Origin of the sequence: Nocardia puris (assembly GCF_036051655.1) — a bacterium.
Lineage (GTDB): Bacteria > Actinomycetota > Actinomycetes > Mycobacteriales > Mycobacteriaceae > Nocardia > Nocardia puris.
In genome coordinates this window covers 7,809,649-7,824,475 of sequence record NZ_CP107943.1, presented here as the reverse complement: position 1 = coordinate 7,824,475, position 14,827 = coordinate 7,809,649, and the positions used below count along the sequence as shown (strand labels likewise).

The 14,827-nt window shown below is 72.1% G+C and carries 12 protein-coding genes; 5 read left to right on the top strand and 7 right to left on the bottom strand.

The window, feature by feature from the left end; translation table 11 throughout:
- Positions 1-8 precede the first annotated feature (8 nt).
- Genes OHB21_RS36230 through OHB21_RS36220 form a run of 3 tightly spaced genes read right to left on the bottom strand, consistent with a single transcriptional unit; the run spans position 9 to position 2,616 of the window.
- Positions 9-452, bottom strand: a complete 444-nt coding sequence (locus OHB21_RS36230; RefSeq protein ID WP_067510443.1) for an SRPBCC domain-containing protein — start codon at positions 450-452, stop codon at positions 9-11.
- 41 nt (positions 453-493) lie between these two features.
- Entirely contained in the window at positions 494-1,918 is a 1,425-nt protein-coding gene (locus OHB21_RS36225; protein WP_195126332.1) for an alpha/beta-hydrolase family protein, read from the bottom strand.
- Positions 1,915-2,616, bottom strand: coding sequence for a hypothetical protein (locus tag OHB21_RS36220; RefSeq protein WP_228791814.1), 702 nt, complete (start codon positions 2,614-2,616; stop codon positions 1,915-1,917). Before OHB21_RS36220 ends, OHB21_RS36225 begins: the two co-directional genes overlap by 4 nt.
- Before the next feature lie 244 nt (positions 2,617-2,860).
- Between OHB21_RS36220 and OHB21_RS36215 the strand changes: the two genes are divergently transcribed.
- Together OHB21_RS36215 and OHB21_RS36210 are read left to right on the top strand one after the other, a co-directional pair.
- Positions 2,861-4,060, top strand: coding sequence for a sensor histidine kinase (locus OHB21_RS36215; RefSeq protein ID WP_407675095.1), 1,200 nt, complete (start codon positions 2,861-2,863; stop codon positions 4,058-4,060).
- Positions 4,061-4,138: 78 nt separating this feature from the next.
- Positions 4,139-4,804 (top strand): response regulator, encoded by a 666-nt coding sequence (locus OHB21_RS36210; protein WP_067508806.1) that lies wholly within the window; start codon positions 4,139-4,141, stop codon positions 4,802-4,804.
- Between the two features lies 1 nt (position 4,805).
- Here OHB21_RS36210 and OHB21_RS36205 read toward each other — a convergent pair whose 3' ends face one another.
- Positions 4,806-5,672 carry a serine hydrolase gene (locus tag OHB21_RS36205; RefSeq protein ID WP_084537571.1) on the bottom strand — a complete coding sequence of 289 codons (867 nt, stop codon included), beginning with the start codon at positions 5,670-5,672 and terminating at the stop codon, positions 4,806-4,808.
- 206 nt (positions 5,673-5,878) lie between these two features.
- Here OHB21_RS36205 and OHB21_RS36200 point away from each other — a divergent pair, with 206 nt between their 5' ends.
- Positions 5,879-8,917: a serine/threonine-protein kinase gene (locus OHB21_RS36200; RefSeq protein ID WP_324192287.1), complete on the top strand. Its 3,039-nt coding sequence runs from the start codon at positions 5,879-5,881 to the stop codon at positions 8,915-8,917.
- Between the two features lie 76 nt (positions 8,918-8,993).
- Here OHB21_RS36200 and OHB21_RS36195 read toward each other — a convergent pair whose 3' ends face one another.
- The 3 genes from OHB21_RS36195 to OHB21_RS36185 are packed head-to-tail and all read right to left on the bottom strand — an operon-like array spanning position 8,994 to position 12,555.
- Positions 8,994-11,486: an FtsX-like permease family protein gene (locus OHB21_RS36195; protein ID WP_195126331.1), complete on the bottom strand. Its 2,493-nt coding sequence runs from the start codon at positions 11,484-11,486 to the stop codon at positions 8,994-8,996.
- Positions 11,483-12,208 carry an ABC transporter ATP-binding protein gene (locus tag OHB21_RS36190; RefSeq protein ID WP_084537568.1) on the bottom strand — a complete coding sequence of 242 codons (726 nt, stop codon included), beginning with the start codon at positions 12,206-12,208 and terminating at the stop codon, positions 11,483-11,485. The genes OHB21_RS36195 and OHB21_RS36190 overlap by 4 nt, the downstream gene beginning before the upstream one ends.
- A 32-nt stretch (positions 12,209-12,240) precedes the next feature.
- The gene (locus tag OHB21_RS36185; protein ID WP_067508810.1) at positions 12,241-12,555 is read right to left on the bottom strand and encodes a hypothetical protein; all 315 of its coding nucleotides are present in this window, start codon (positions 12,553-12,555) and stop codon (positions 12,241-12,243) included.
- A gap of 190 nt (positions 12,556-12,745) precedes the next feature.
- Between OHB21_RS36185 and OHB21_RS36180 the strand changes: the two genes are divergently transcribed.
- Entirely contained in the window at positions 12,746-14,092 is a 1,347-nt protein-coding gene (locus tag OHB21_RS36180; RefSeq protein ID WP_195126330.1) for a sensor histidine kinase, read from the top strand.
- On the top strand, positions 14,089-14,784 hold the full coding sequence (locus tag OHB21_RS36175) for a response regulator transcription factor (RefSeq protein ID WP_067508815.1): 696 nt from the start codon (positions 14,089-14,091) through the stop codon (positions 14,782-14,784). Before OHB21_RS36180 ends, OHB21_RS36175 begins: the two co-directional genes overlap by 4 nt.
- Positions 14,785-14,827: the final 43 nt, after the last annotated feature.

The window sequence follows — 14,827 nt, the reverse complement described above, 5'->3', positions numbered from 1 at the left end:
CGGGAAAGTCAGGCGGTGCGAAGGGATTCCGCGCGGCGCTGGATGCCCTCGGTCATACCCTCGAACCCTTTGCGCAGGTGCTTGCCCAGCAGCCCCGCGACGACCGGGTGGAACCAGCCGTTGAGCTCGAAATGCGATTCGTACCTGGTGCGTTCGGGACTGACGGCGGTAACGGTGTGGGAGCGCAGGGAATTCAGCGCGCCGAGCGGGACCGGCTTCATCGAGTAGCTGAGTTCGCGGCCCGGGGTGTGGGTGCGGATCCACTCGCGCTGGCGGCGCGGGCGGGGGCCGAGGCGCACCAGCATGTCGATGGGCTCGCCGGGTTCCAGCGTGCTGGTGCACTCGGGGACGAAGGGGTTCCACTCGCCGTAGCGGGGGAGGTCCGTGATCACCTGCCACACCAGCTCGGCCGGTGCGTCGATGTACACGGCCGAGTCGATGACAAAGCCCATGCCAGCAAGTTAGAACAAGTTCTAGTGTGGCGTCAATCCGGTCAGCAGTCGCCGAGCGCGGTGCCCTGGTCGGTGCCGTAGCGGTGGCCGTGGCCGGGCGGCGCGTCCAGCGCGGCGAGCAGGTCGGCGGTGGTCTGCACGAAGCTCACCCCGGGGAGCCACGGCGGCAGCGGGGCGTCGCGCCGCACGCCGGTGAGGTCGGGCGCCCGCCACAGCAGCGCGGGCGACCAGTGCACCACCGGGTCGGAGCTGTTGGACAGGATCGTGGCGCCGGCGCGCGGCGCGTCGTTGGCGGGCGGGCCCGCCCACAGCGCGGCGCAGGTGCGGCGGTCCTGGTCGGCGGCGTCGGCGAACACCGCGCCCCCGCCCGACGCACCGAGGCTCTGCCCGTAGACGAACAGCTTCGGCGGGGCGTCCATGCTCGCGACGCGGCGTTCCACCGCCGTGAACAGGGCCCGCGCGGCCTCGACCGCCTCGTCGCGGCCGAACGCGAAACCCACCCAGCTCGGCGCGTAGGAGTACTGCATGCCGACGACGGCCACGTCACCGGCGAAGCGTTCGGCGAACCCGGTGACGGCGTTCGCGTCGATCCAGCCGGAACCAGTGGGAATCGCGACCACGATGTTAGACCGGGTCAGCCCGCCGGAGCGCTCCAATTCCCGGACCACCAGCGCGACACGGGAATCCAGATCGGGCGCGGAATCCATCCCGACGTAGACCCGCACGGGTCCCTCCGGCCCGCCCGTCACGAAACGCCGCCCTTGTACACCGAGGGAATCCCAGCTCACCTCCGACTCGGCGCTCCCCGACTTCGTGAACGAAACGGGTTGCGCCACACCGTCGTCGAACAGGGCGTTGGACGCCGCGTAGGACTGCTGCCGCCACCCGGCGAGCGCGGGCGCGAGCACGAAGGCCGACATGGCCGCCACCAGCAGTGCCGCCACCACCGACCGCAGCAGGCCCAGTCGGCGTGCTCCCGCGCGCACGGCCGCCGAGAGCCCGACCAGCAGTCCGGCGACGACGGACGCGACGAGCGCGCCGATCAGCCAGTAGTTCGCCGCGATCGGGGCGGCTCCCATGGCGGCACGTAGTTCGTTCTGCCACATGCCCGCCCGCCACGCGGCCGTGAGCACCACGACCGCCGCGGCGAGGGCGAGCGGTTTGCGCCAGTGCCGCACGCGCTGTCCGAGTGCGACGCCGCGCCTGCCGAGCGCTATGCGCACCACCCCGACGACACCGAGCGCGAGCGCCACCAGCAGACCGGCCAGCACGCCCTGCGCGGAGGGGGTGCGGGGCAGCAGTCCGGGTGCCAGCGAAATCAGCACGCCGGCACCGGCTCCCAGGGTGGTGCCGACTCGTGGATAGGTCAGCTTGGACAGCAGGCGTTCGGGGAGCGAGATCCTCGGGGCCGGTTCGCGTTCCGGTTCGGCCGCTCCGGAGTGGGGCCGGGTGAGCGTCGTTGTCATGACGAAACCTCCACGGGATCAGCGGTGTTCACCTTCCGGCGGGTGCGGCCGAGGACCAGCACGAACAGCGAGCCGAGGCCGAGCAGGCCGACCCCGGCGCTGCCCAGCACCCATCCGCTCGCGTCGCGCAGCGATTCGGTGACCGGTGCGCCGTAGTCCTGGCGGCGGGAGTTGAGATCGACCACGGTGTCGGCGATTCCGGCCATGGCGTGGCAGCGTGCGCGGCTGACCGGTTCGGCGCGGGTGTCGCAGGCTTCGCGCATCCGGCGGTCGAGGGTGGCGTCCAGCGCCTGGCGCGCCCAGGGGCCGAGCGGTTCGCCGCGCAGGTCGGCGTAGCGGAGCAGGTCGTAGCCGAGATCGTGGGCCTTGCAGGCGGTGTCGAACTCGGCGGGCAGCGGGACGGGGGACGAGCAGTCGCCGCCGGGATTGGCCAGCAGGCCGTCCACGGCCTCGGGGAGGTAGCCGAAGAGCTCGGCGAAATCGTCCGGAATCCCCGCGGCCGAGACGGATTCGGCGTCGGTCAGGTGGCCGACGGCGAACGCGGCCGCCCGGTTCTCCGTGACGGGCAGCGCGGGCTCGGCGGCGCCGGCGGTGGGCGTGAGGACGACGGCGGCCGCGCAGGCCGCGGCCGTCAACGCCGCCGCCCGGCGTCCCCGCGTGGAGGCGCCCCGGCGGCCGGTAGTGGTCGTGGTGCTCATGCCTGCACCTCGCTGGCGCTCGGCTCCGGCATGCGCACGGCGCGCTGGCACACGATTCGCTCACTGCGTTCGCTCATGATCTTCGACGCTAGAAATCCGGCACCCTCTCGCGCGTCCCGCCGCGGAGCGTTTCCCGGGCACTACCTGCGGCGGATCGCGGCGCCCTCCTCACCCTCAGGTACTGGACGCGAGTTCCCCCGTGGGTATGACGCCGCGCGGGCCGGGGGTTCCTAGTGTCGTGGGTATGAAGGAGAAGAGCCGAGCTCTGACCAAGCGGATGAGCGCGCGGCACTGGTTCGACGCGGGCACGGTGTTCGTGGCGCTGGTGTTCTACGCGGTCGCCTGGCCCACCCTGCACCTCACGCACGAGGTGTCGCCGGCCGTGCAGCCGTTCGTCGCGGCGTTCGCGGCGTTCCCGATCCTGCTGGTGCGTTTCAACCCGCAGCTGGGCTGGGCGATCGCGGCCGGATCGGCGCTGCTCATCGCGCTGGCCATCCCGCACCAGCCGGGCAACGAGATGCCGTTCCAGGTGGTGCACCTGCTGACGCTGCTGGTGCTGCTGTTCGCGGTGGCGCTGCGCGCGCCGATGCAGATCGTCGCGGTGGCGTGGATCGCGAGCTCACTGCTGTTCGGCACCACCATGCCCGGGTCGGCGAACGCCGCGTGGGGCTGGCCGATCGGGTTGGCCGCCGTGGTGCTGTTCGGGCTGATGGTGCGCTGGCTGGTGCTCTCCCGCCGCGAACTGGTGCGCCAGGAGGAGGTGACCGAGCTCGAGCGGGCCCGGCGCGCCATCCTCGAGGAGAAGGCGCGCATCGCCCGCGACCTGCACGACGTGGTGGCCCACCACATGTCCCTGGTGGTGGTGCAGGCGCAGACCGCGCCGTACCGGGTGACGGACGTGAGTCCGGCCGCGCGGGAGGAGTTCGAGTCGATCGGCGCGACCGCGCGCGAGGCGCTCAACGAGATCCGCGGCATGCTCGGCGTGCTGCGCAGCGACGGCCAGCTCCCCGAACACGCCCCGCAGCCCAAGGCCGCCGACGTGCTCGCCCTGTTCGACGGCGCCCGCCGGGCCGGGGTGAGCATCGACTGGACCGTGGCGGGTGATCTCGCGTGGGTCGGAGAGACGACCGGTCTCGCGCTCTACCGCATCGCGCAGGAGTCGCTGTCGAACGCCTCTCGCCACGCTCCCGGCGCGCCCGTGCGGGTCACGGTGACCGTGGGCCCCGAGGTGACCCTCGTGGTGGGCAACGATCCCGGCGTCACCCCGGCCCGCCCGGTCGGCAACGGGGGCCACGGCATCGCGGGCATGTCGGCCCGCGCGCTGGCGGTCGGCGGCGAGGTGACGGCCGGGCCGCGTGCCGACGGCGGCTTCGAGGTGACCGCCCGGCTCCCGCTGAACCAGCCGACCGTCGCACCGGATCCGGCGCAGCTCGCCGAGCACTGAGCATGGAGGGGAGGTGGTGGAGTCCGTGTTCCGGAACGGGTGGCGCCGTGCGCGCGGCGGGCGAACTAGGGTGGGCGCGTGGCTATAACGGTTCTGATCGCCGACGACCAGGCGATGGTGCGCCAAGGGTTCGGCGCACTGCTCGCCGCGCAGGCCGACATCAGCGTGGTCGGCGACGCGCCCGACGGCAAGGTCGCGGTGGCCGAGGCCAAGCGGTTGCGGCCCGACGTGGTGCTGATGGACGTGCGCATGCCCGAGATGAACGGGCTCGACGCGGCGCGCGCCATCCTCTCGGCCGGCTTCGATCCGCCGGTGCGGGTGCTGATGCTCACCACCTTCGATATCGACGACTACGTGTACGAGGCGCTGAGCATCGGCGCGAGCGGCTTCCTGCTCAAGGACGCGCCCGCCGAGGAACTGGTGCGCGCGGTGCGGGTGGTCGCCGACGGACAGGCGCTGCTGGCGCCGACCGTCACGCGCAGGCTCATCGCCGACGTGACCAGCCGCCGCGCCGCCGCGCGCCCCAAACCCGCGCCGCAGCTGTCCACGCTCACGCCGCGCGAGCGCGAGGTGCTCGAGCTGATCGCCAAGGGGATGTCCAACACCGAGATCGCGGAGTCGCTGTTCGTCGCCGAGCAGACCGTCAAAACCCATGTGTCCAAGGTCTTCTCGAAGCTGAACCTGCGCGACCGCGCGCAGGCCGTGGTGCTCGCCTACGAGACCGGCTTGGTGACCCCCGGCTGAGTCAGCAAGTGCCGCCGGGCAATTCGTCCAGGTGGCGGTGGATCAGGGCGGCGAGGTCGTCGAGCAGGGCGACCGCGTCCTCGAAGCCGCCCGAGTCGGCCTCGGCCGCGAAGGCGACGGCGAGCCGGCCGCCCGGCGCGGGCACCACACCGAACTGGCGCACCAGGTACACGCCGGTGCCGTCGTCGGGGCCCCACCCGCCCTTGAACCGCGCGTCCGCGAAAGCGCCCAGGCCCCAGGTGTGTTCGGCGGTGATCTCGCCCATCATGCGCACCACCGGCTCCGCGCCGGGCAGGCACGGCAGGCGCGAGGCGAACCGGATCTGATCGGTCAGCGACCATTCGGTGGCGCCGAACGCGTGATAGTCCAGCTCGGTGCGCGGGCCGGCCACGCCGGTCGTGGGGTTGCCCGCCTCGGCGAGCACGTCTTCGACGGCGCGCGCGGCCGCGAGACCGCCGCCCAGCGAGTTCCACAGCGCGTCGGCGGCGTCGTTGTCCGACACCGTGATCGAGGCTTCCGCGGTGTCGAGCGCGCCCTCCGGATCGGCGCGCAGCGCGGCGAGCGCCAAGGGCACCTTGATCGTCGACCACGCCGCCCCCGAGGACCAGTCGCCGAAGACCGTGATCCTGTTGCCGCCCAACGGCATCACCGCCAGGCCCACCTGACCCGGCGCCGAGGACTGCCAGCGGGTGAAATCCGCCGCCAGCGAGTTCGGCAGGCGCACCGCCGCGTGCGGGGTCCAGCCGCCCGCGGTGCGGACGAGATCGCCCTCCGATTCGGTGAGCCCGCACCCCGCCGTGACCAGTGACGCCGCGACCAGCGCGCCGGCCACCACCCGGCGACAGGCGGCGGCTCGTGACGACCTCACCACGGTGACCCTCCCCGCGCCGCGCTCGCGGCGCCCTTCGAGCTCTGCCCGGCCGCGAACCGCCGGCCGGGACGCACCACCGTCCTCGCTTGGCAATCGGGAGCGGGGATGATGTGCTGTGGACAGTTTCGCCGATCATCCGGCGGATGGGAAACCGGGGACCGGAGGTCGCCGGTAGGCTGTGAGACCTGTGGAAGGGGGTCGCCTTGCTCAGCAGCGGTGAGGTGTTCGCGGGATTCACCGTGGAACGCCTGCTCGGGCAGGGCGGGATGGGGTCGGTGTACCTGGCCCGCCACCCCAGGATGGCGCGGCTCACGGCGCTGAAACTGCTCAACCGGGACCTGTTCCTCGATACCGAGGTGCGCGCGCGCTTCGAGCGGGAAGCCGACCTCGCGGCCCAGCTCGACCATCCCGGGATCGTCACCGTGTACGACCGCGGGTCCGAGGACGGGCAGCTGTGGATCTCGATGCAGTACGTGGACGGTGTCGACGCCGCCGCGGTGAACCCGATGACACTGCCGCCCGAGCGGGCGGTACAGATCATCGAGGGCGTGGCCGACGCGCTGGACTACGCGCACGGCAAAGGTGTGCTGCACCGCGATGTGAAACCGGCCAACATCATGCTGGCCCGGTCGCGCGCGGGGAAGGGGGAGCGGGTCTTCCTCACCGATTTCGGCATCGCCCGCCTGCGGGAGGACTCCACCCACCTCACCCAGACCGGCATGTTCACCGCGACGCTGGCCTACGCGTCGCCGGAACAGATGACCGGCGCGCCGCTGGGCAACCGCTCCGACCAGTACTCGCTCGCGTGCGCGCTGTACTGGCTGCTCGCCGGCATCGGACCGTTCGACGCCGACAACCCCGCCGACATCATCCACGGCCACCTCCAGCTGGCGCCGCCCTCGGTGCGGTTGCGCAGGCCGAAGCTGAATCCGGCGCTGGACCTGGTGATCGCCGCAGGCATGGCGAAGCGGCCGGAGTACCGGTACGCGACGTGCACGGAGTTCGCCGCCGCCGCGCGCAAGGCGTTGACGGCGGTGGGGCCGCCCCCGCTGCCGCCGCCTCCGCCCGTCGTGTACGCGCCGCCGGTATATCCGGGGCCGCCGGGTTACGCGCAACCCGTTCCGCCGCAGCAGGTTCCGAGGCATCCGTCGCAGTTGCCGCCGGGGGGTGGGATGCCGGTGCCGCCGGGGGGCGCGGTGCCGCCGAGTGTGGTGCCCGGTGTGGTGCCACCCGGTGGGGGTGTGGTGCCGCCTGGAGGTGCGGGAGTGCCGCATGCGGTTGCGCCCCACGCCGGGGCGCCTGCACCGCACCCAGGTGCTGTGGTGCCGAGTTCCGGTGCGCCGCAACCCGGTTCGGCTGCGCCGCCGGGGGCCGTTGCACCGCCCGCCGGTTCTCAGGCGCCTTCCGCTGGTGTTCCCCATGCTGGGCCGGGTGGTGTGGTGCCGCACGCGGGTGCGGTCGCGCGGCAGGGAATGCCCGCACCACCGCCCGCGCCGCCCTATGGCGCGGCTGTGCCTGATGCGGTTGCGCCACAATATGATCCGTCTGCACCGCCTGGTCCGCCCGGTGCGCCGTACGCTGATGCTCAGCAACGGGCTGAGGCGCGTGGGGCGCCCGGTGGGTCCGTGCTCCCGGCCGGTGCGCAGGGGTCGCCCGCTGGGCCGGGAGAGCAGGTAACCCGGCGGATCGGGGTTGTCGGTGCGGGCCCGGGCGGTGGCGCCGCGGTAGGCGAGTCCGCTGCTGTCGGCGATCCGTCGTGGCGGGCCGGTGCGGGGGACGAGGCTGCCGGGGGACCCCCTGAGCACGGTGCCTCGACGGGTTCCGATGTACCGCAGCAGGGTCCGGGGCGGATGGACTCGGCCCAGAATGGCGTGGGGGATACCGCAGGGGAGGGGCCGCCGGGTGCCCCTGTGTCGGGGCGAGATTCGCAGCGGCCGGGCGCGGGGTCGCCGGAGGGGGTCGCGTCGCCGGGATCTGCTGTATCGCAGCAGGACGTCAGGGACGGGGACGGCGTGCGTGCTGTCGAGGTGAGCGGGCGAGGTGCTGCCGTTGCGGGGAAGGATTCCGGGCGGCTCGGTGACGCCGATGGGGTGAGCTCGGCGGAGCGGAGCGAATCGCGGGATTCCGCTGTGCCGCAGCGGGGTTCGGCGGAATCCGGCTGGGGCGGACACGGTTCCACGCAGGCGACGGCCGCCGATGATGCGAGCGATGGTACCGCCGACGATGCGAGTGGGGGTGGCGCCGCGAGCGAGCAGGCGACCCGTCGGATCGAGGTTGTCGGTGGGCATGGCGCCGCGGCGCACGACGCGTGGCAGGGTGACGCCGAACCTCACCTCGCCACCGTCGGGGATGCTGCACAGGGTGAGGCCGGACGGGTCAGTCTCGTGAAGGGGCGCGGGGCGGCCGGCTCCAGTGGGCCGGAGGCGCATGCGCCGGATGTGGAGGCGTCGGGACGGGGCTCGGCTCCGCCTGTCGCGCAACCGGTTCCGGGTGCGGGGGCCGCGATCCCGCCGGGTTATCCGCCGTACGGGAATCAGCAGGTGGCGCACCGGTTCCCACGAAAGCCCAGGGGGTCCTGGGTCGTGGTCGTGCTGGCGCTGGCGGCCGTGGGCATCCTGGTGGTGGCGGTCGGGGTGGCCGCCGTGGTGCTGCTCGGGTCGGACTCGGAGGAGCAAGCGGCCGTGAGTGTTCCGACCACCACCGGTGCGCCCGCTCCCGCCGCGCCGGACCCGTTCGAGGCGAGCCGGGATGCGTTCCCGTCGCTCTTGCCGCGGGAATCCGGCGACATCGGTGAGGGGTACGAGGGCGCCACCTGTTACGCGGAGCGGCCCGGTGACCGGCTGCGGGTCGAGGTGGACGCGCTCACCGGCAGCGACTGGGTGCTGGCGTGGGAGTGTCGCCGCGACGTCGACGACTCGCTCAGCATGAACTACACCGTCTTCGAGTACGAAACCCCGACCGCCGCGAGGGCGGTACTGGCCGCGCTACCCATCACCGACGCCACTCCCGGCCGCAAACAGGACGTCCCGTACACGGCTTACACCTGGACCCGCGAGGACCCGCAGGGCCCCGTGCCGTCCTACTTCGCCACCGCCCACCTGATCATCGGATTCCCCACCGACCCCGACCGCTCCACCTACCTGATCCACGTCAGCCACCGAGGCGCCTCCACCCATCCCCTCGCTCCCCGCCCCACCGCCGCCTCCGAACTCGACCGCTGGTGGGCCGAAGCCCCGCTGTGAACGGGTCGGTCCGCACGGAGTCCCGGTCACGCATCCGTGTGAGTCTCCTTGGCGTGGAGACGTTGACGACCCCCCCTCACTCCACCGCCAGCGCCGCGACGATCGGCATGCGGGCCGCGCGGAGGGCGGGTGGGATGGAGCCGAGGAGGGCGAGGCAGAGGGCGGCGAGGCCGTAGACGATCAGCATGGGGCTGGCCTCGTAGACGATGTCGATGGTCATGGCCTGGCCGATGGCGACCGTGGCCAGGTACTGGACGGCCGCGCCGACAGCCAGGCCGATCGCGGCGCCGATGAGGCCGATGCCCGCCGCCTCCGCCAGCACGGACCGGAGCAGGAAGCGGCGGCTGGTGCCCATGGCGCGCAGCACGCCCAGCTCGCGGCGGCGTTCCAGCACCGAGAGCATCAGTGTGTTCAGCAGCGCGACCGTCGCCACCAGGACCACGATCCACAGGATCGCCCGGCTCATCGACGAGCCCTGCCGCACGCTCCCGGACACCGCGGTCAGCGCCTCGTCACCGGAGGAGACCGTCAATTCGGCGGGCACGACCTCCCGGACGGCGGCGCGCACCGCCACGGGGTCGGCGCCCGGTTCGATGTCGATCGCGATGACGGTCTCGCCCGGGCGCTGATACCACTGGCGCAGGAACTCCACGTCCATCATGACCACGCCGGATATTGCCGACATGTACGGAATCACTTGCAGCACAAGCACGGTGTGCGGGCCGGTCGGCGTCTGCAAGGTCAGCTCGGACCCGGTCGACACGCCGAGTGAGCGCGCCACGTCGCGCGACACCACCACGCCCTCACCGGATGCCATGCGCGGCAACAGGTCCCGGTCCACCGAGCCCTCCCGGATATCGCCGCCGGAGGCCGGGAACCCCTGCAACATCACCCGACCGCCACCGAGCGTCGCGAACGCCATCTGCGCGGGTTCGGCGAACTCGACTCCCGGCACGGCGGCCAGCTTTTCCGGCAACCCGGCGGGCAGCAGCGGCCCGGTGGGGAACTGCTCCATGGGCGCCGGGCTGACGTAGAGATCGGTGCGTGCCATATCCGAGAACGAATCCGTGGCCGAATCAACGAGATTGGCCGACGCCCCGCCCATCGCGACCGTCGCCGACACCCCGATCATCACCGTCATCGCGGTCGCCCACACGCGGCGCGGCGCCCGCTCCAGCGTGGTGGCCCCGAGCGCGCCGGGCGGCCCGAACAGCCGCGCGATGGCGGCCGCGCCCCGCACGATCGGCCCGGTCGCCGCGAACGCCAGCAAGAGCGCGGCGGTGAACGCCGTCGTGATCGACGCCAGCGACAACCTGCCGAGATCCGCCCGGGCGATCAGCACGGCGGCGACCGCCAGCCCCACGCCGAGCGCCACCGCCGTCCAGCGCAGCAGCGGTCGCGTGGTGTCGGCCTGCCCCACCCCGACCGGTGCCAGCGCCTCGATCGGCTGCACCTTGTACACCTGCCGCGCGGCGATCCCGGCCGCGATCACACTCGCCAGCACGCACGCGACGATCGCCGCCGGGATCGCGTACACCGGCACCATGTACTCGGTGCGCGCCTCCACCGACTGCACCATCGCCGCCGGAATCCGGTCCAGCGCGGTCGATCCCATCGCCATGCCGAGTAGAGCGCCGAGTCCGCCGCCGAGGAGTCCGAGCAGCGCGGCTTCCACCAGCAGGTCGCGCACGATCGGCCCGCGCCGCCCGCCGATGGCCCGCAGCAGCGAGAGCGCGGGCCTGCGCTGCGCCACCGCCATGCTCATCGCGTTGTAGATCAGGAAGGCCGAGACGATCAGCGCCGCGAACGACGACATCAGCGTCGAGTACCGCATGATCTGGATCGCGCCACTGGCCTGCATCGTCCGCAGATCCGGGTCGGCGACCACGGCTCGCCCGCCCACGGCGTCGGTGAGCGCGGCGCGCAGCGCGCCCACGTCGGCGCCGTCCTCGGCGACGATCTGCACCGAATCCAGCATCCCCGTGCGCCCGGTGAGCAACTGCGCCAACGGAAGTGGCGCGGCGATGAGGTGCCCGCCGTTGAGCCTGCGGGAGACCTCCTCGTCGAGAACCCCGGCGACCGTGACTGTTCCGCTGCCCAGCGGGAAGGTTTCACCTTTCGCGTAGCCCATGGCCGCGCCCACCAGCACCCCGCGCGGCGTGCTGATCAGCGCGGCGGACTGCTCGCCCATCGGACCGGCTAGATCGCTGCCGAGCGCGCCGACGTTCGCGTCCGCGCCGATCAGCAACGCCCGCTCGTCGCCGGCGCCGATCGGGGCCCGCAGCATCGGAACCGCCGTCGCCACACCGGGTGTCGCGGCGATGGGCCCGAGCAGCGACTGCTCGAAACCGCCGTCGGTGATTCCGGTGACCTCCAGGACGGCCGTGCCGCCCAGCGATTCGGTGAGCCGGTCCACCGACCCGGTGACCGAGCCGGTGATGCTGAGCACCGCCACCAGTAGCGCGCCCGACACCGCCATCACCGCCAGCGACATCAGCGTGCGGCCGCGGTGGGTGAGCAGCTCACCGATATTGAACAGCCGCAGGCGATCCCACGCCGCGCGCATCATGCGTGCACCGCGTCACCGTCGAGGTCGGCGCGGCGCACCACGTCGGTGGAGCCGATCCGCCCGTCCCGCAACGTGATCACGCGGTCGCAGTATTCGATCGCGCCCATGTCGTGGGTGACCATGACGACGGAGCTGCCGCCGCCTGCGATCTCGCCGAGCAACGCCAGAATCGCCGCGCCCGTCTTGGAATCCAGGTTGCCGGTGGGCTCGTCGGCCAGGATCAGCGGCGGGTCCATGATCAGCGCGCGCGCCACCGCCACCCGCTGCATCTGCCCGCCGGACAGCTCGGCGGGACGGTGCTCGGCGCGGTCACCGAGGCCCACCCGCTCCAGCAGCTCCAGCGCCCGGGGCTTGGCCTTGCGTAAGCCGGTGCCGTCCAGCAACTTCGGCACCGCGACGTTCTCCCACGCCGAGAGGGTGGGCAGCAGGTTGAAGAACTGGAACACGAAACCGACGCGGTGGCGGCGGAATTCGGACTGCTGCTCGTCGGTGAGCGCGCCGATCTCCTCGCCCTGGAAGCGGATCGAGCCCGCGTCGGGGGAGTCCAGCGCGCCCAGCAGGTGCAGCAACGTGCTCTTCCCGGAACCGGAAGGGCCGATGATCGAGGTGAATTCACCCGCCTCGACCCGCACGCTGACTCCGTCCAGCGCGCGCACCGTCTGCTCTCCGATCCGGTACTGCTTGACGACATCCGACAGTTCCAGCATGGCCGGCTCCGGCATGGTCCGGTCCCCCTCTTCTTTCGTTCGTCTTTTCAGCGCGCCAGCGCGGGCGTGGCGCTGCGCACGCCCCACCGATCGAGCACGGCGCGCAGGGCGGGTTGTTCCGCCGTGAGTTGCAGGTAGACCTCGACCTCGGACATGCCGAGCAGGAGGCCGAGTTCCGAGCGCGCGGCGAGGTGGTTGTGCCACCGGTACTCCAGCGCGAGCAGCAGCCCCTCGGGTCCGCCGAACAGGCGCTCGAGTCCGGGCAGGTCGTCGAACAGATCGGGACGGTCCGGGTCGACCGCCGCCCGGTCCAGCACGGTGTGCACGATCGCGGTCCTAGCGTGTACGTCGTCCCAGGACATGACATCGGCCTTTCGTGATGTGTCCGCCGGCTGCCGATCGGGCGGTCCGGCGAGGGTGCGGTCCACGCTACGGAGCGCCGCGCACCCTGTCCTCGTGCCGCGGCAGCGAATCCTTCTCCTACCGGGGTAGGAGAGCCGGACCGTTTCCGGGACGATGCGGCCACCGGCGTGACGGGGCTAGCCTGACACAATGGGTGTGATGCAGGCCATCCCTTCCGAGGCGGGTGCGCGGCCGGTGCCCTTCCGCGAACGGGGCACCGTCGGCTACCGGCTGCGCGAGTTCGCCCGCGACCCGCTCGGCGTCTTCCTCCGCAATATCGCGGAGTTGCCGTTCGACTATCCGCCGCGGGTGATCCTGTTCGCCGACGTCGCGATCTTCGCGATCGCCCTCGCGGCCACCGCCCAGCGCCACGAGTATTTCCCCACCGCGCTGCCGTTCCTGGCGATCATGCTGCTGCTGGTCTCGATTCCGCTGTTCTGCCTGGTCGGCGTAGTGCCGAACCCGGCGACGCTGGGTTTGTGCGGCATGGTGGCGACCGCGTTGTTCCTGGTGCAACCGGTGGACAACGACATCGCGCCGTTCGTGCTGGTCCTGGTGGTGGGCGAGGTGTCGGCCATCGCTTCGGCGCGGGTCGGCGTCGCCATCGCGGCCGGAGCGATCGGCCAGCTGGTGCTGTTCGACGTGTTCGCGCCCTCGATCGGCGCCCCCGCCGGGCAACTCGACGCCGTGTCCATGTACGCGATCGGCGTCCTGCTGGGCCTCATGTGCGGGCTGATGCTGCAATACCAGCGACGTTTCCTCTACCAGGAGCGCGACTACCAGGAGATCCGCGCGGCCCGCGCCGCCGAGGAGGAGCGCAGGCGCATCGCGCGCGAGGTGCACGACGTGATAGCGCATTCGCTCAGCGTCACCCTGCTGCACCTCACCGCGGCCCGGCGTGCACTGCAGACCGACCGCGATGTGGACGAGGCCGTCGACGCGCTGGTCGACGCCGAACGGCTCGGCCGCCAGGCCATGGCCGATATCCGCCGCACCGTCGGGCTGCTGGATCAGCGGCCCGCCACCACGGCGCCCGAACCCGGCATCGGCGATATCGAGGACCTGGTCGGCGATTTCGTGCGCGCCGGACTCGACGTGCGCTACCGGCCCGACCCGGATGTGAGCCCGGTGTCGGCGGCGGTCGGTCTCGCGCTCTACCGCATCGGGCAGGAATCGCTGGCCAACGTCGTGAAGCACGCGCCGGGCGCCTCGGCCACCGTGCGGCTCTCGGTCGGCACGACCTCGGCGGCCCTCACCGTGGGCAACACGCTGCCCGAGGGGCCACCCGCGCACCCGGGCCACGGCATGGGATTGACCGGTATGCGCCAGCGCGTCGAGCTGCTGGGCGGGCGGTTCAGCGCGGGGCCGCACGACGACGGGTGGCAGGTGCGCGCCGAGTTCCCGCTGTACGCGGCCAAGTCGTGGCCGGCGTGCCCGATCACCGAGAGCGCCCTTCTTCGGCCACGCAACGCGATGCCCGGATTGGAGAGTGCGTGACAGCGATAGCGCCGAACGGCGGCGAGGCGCTGGTCCACGTTCTCGTCGTCGACGATCAGGAACTGGTGCGCGGGGGAGTGCGGCGCATTCTGCGCAGGCGGGACGGCTTCGTGGTGTCGGAGTGCTCCGACGGTGACGAGGTGGTGGCCGCCGTGCGCGCCGACCGTCCCGACGTCGTGCTGATGGACCTGCGCATGAAGCGCGTCGGTGGCATCGACGCCACCCGCATGCTGCGCGGCCTCGACGGCGCGCCCCCCGTGCTGGTGCTCACCACGTTCGACGATGACCAGCTGCTGTCCGGAGCGCTGCGCGCGGGCGCGGCGGGCTTCATCCTCAAGGACTCGCCCGCCGAGGACCTGATCCGCGCCGTGCGCACCGTCGCCTCGGGCGGCGCGTGGCTGGACCCCTCGGTCACCGACCGGGTGCTGTCCACCTACCGCAGCGTGCGGCCGGTGTCCACACGCGCCGACAGCAGGCTGGCCGAGCTCACCGCCCGCGAGTACGAGGTGCTCGAACTCATCGGCCGCGGCCGCGTCAACGCGGAAATCGCCAGGGAACTGGGCATCTCCGAGGTCACCGTGAAAAGTCACGTCGGCCACATTTTCGGCAAACTGGATCTGAGGGATCGCTCGGCGGCGATCGTCTTTGCGTTTGACCACGGAGTGGTCTCCCCCGGAGAATCCACTCCTTGACGGTAGCCCGGCGATCCGGGTCACCACCGGATGTGGAGGTTGC

Bases quoted from the DNA above. Each gene is read 5' to 3' on its own strand.
- OHB21_RS36225 (WP_195126332.1), bottom strand. From the start codon at position 1,918: ATGACAACGACGCTCACCCGGCCCCACTCCGGAGCGGCCGAACCGGAA.
- OHB21_RS36220 (WP_228791814.1), bottom strand. From the start codon at position 2,616: ATGAGCACCACGACCACTACCGGCCGCCGGGGCGCCTCCACGCGGGGA.
- OHB21_RS36190 (WP_084537568.1), bottom strand. From the start codon at position 12,208: ATGCCGGAGCCGGCCATGCTGGAACTGTCGGATGTCGTCAAGCAGTAC.
- OHB21_RS36195 (WP_195126331.1), bottom strand. From the start codon at position 11,486: ATGATGCGCGCGGCGTGGGATCGCCTGCGGCTGTTCAATATCGGTGAG.
- OHB21_RS36215 (WP_407675095.1), top strand. From the start codon at position 2,861: ATGAAGGAGAAGAGCCGAGCTCTGACCAAGCGGATGAGCGCGCGGCAC.
- OHB21_RS36180 (WP_195126330.1), top strand. From the start codon at position 12,746: ATGGGTGTGATGCAGGCCATCCCTTCCGAGGCGGGTGCGCGGCCGGTG.
- OHB21_RS36185 (WP_067508810.1), bottom strand. From the start codon at position 12,555: ATGTCCTGGGACGACGTACACGCTAGGACCGCGATCGTGCACACCGTG.
- OHB21_RS36230 (WP_067510443.1), bottom strand. From the start codon at position 452: ATGGGCTTTGTCATCGACTCGGCCGTGTACATCGACGCACCGGCCGAG.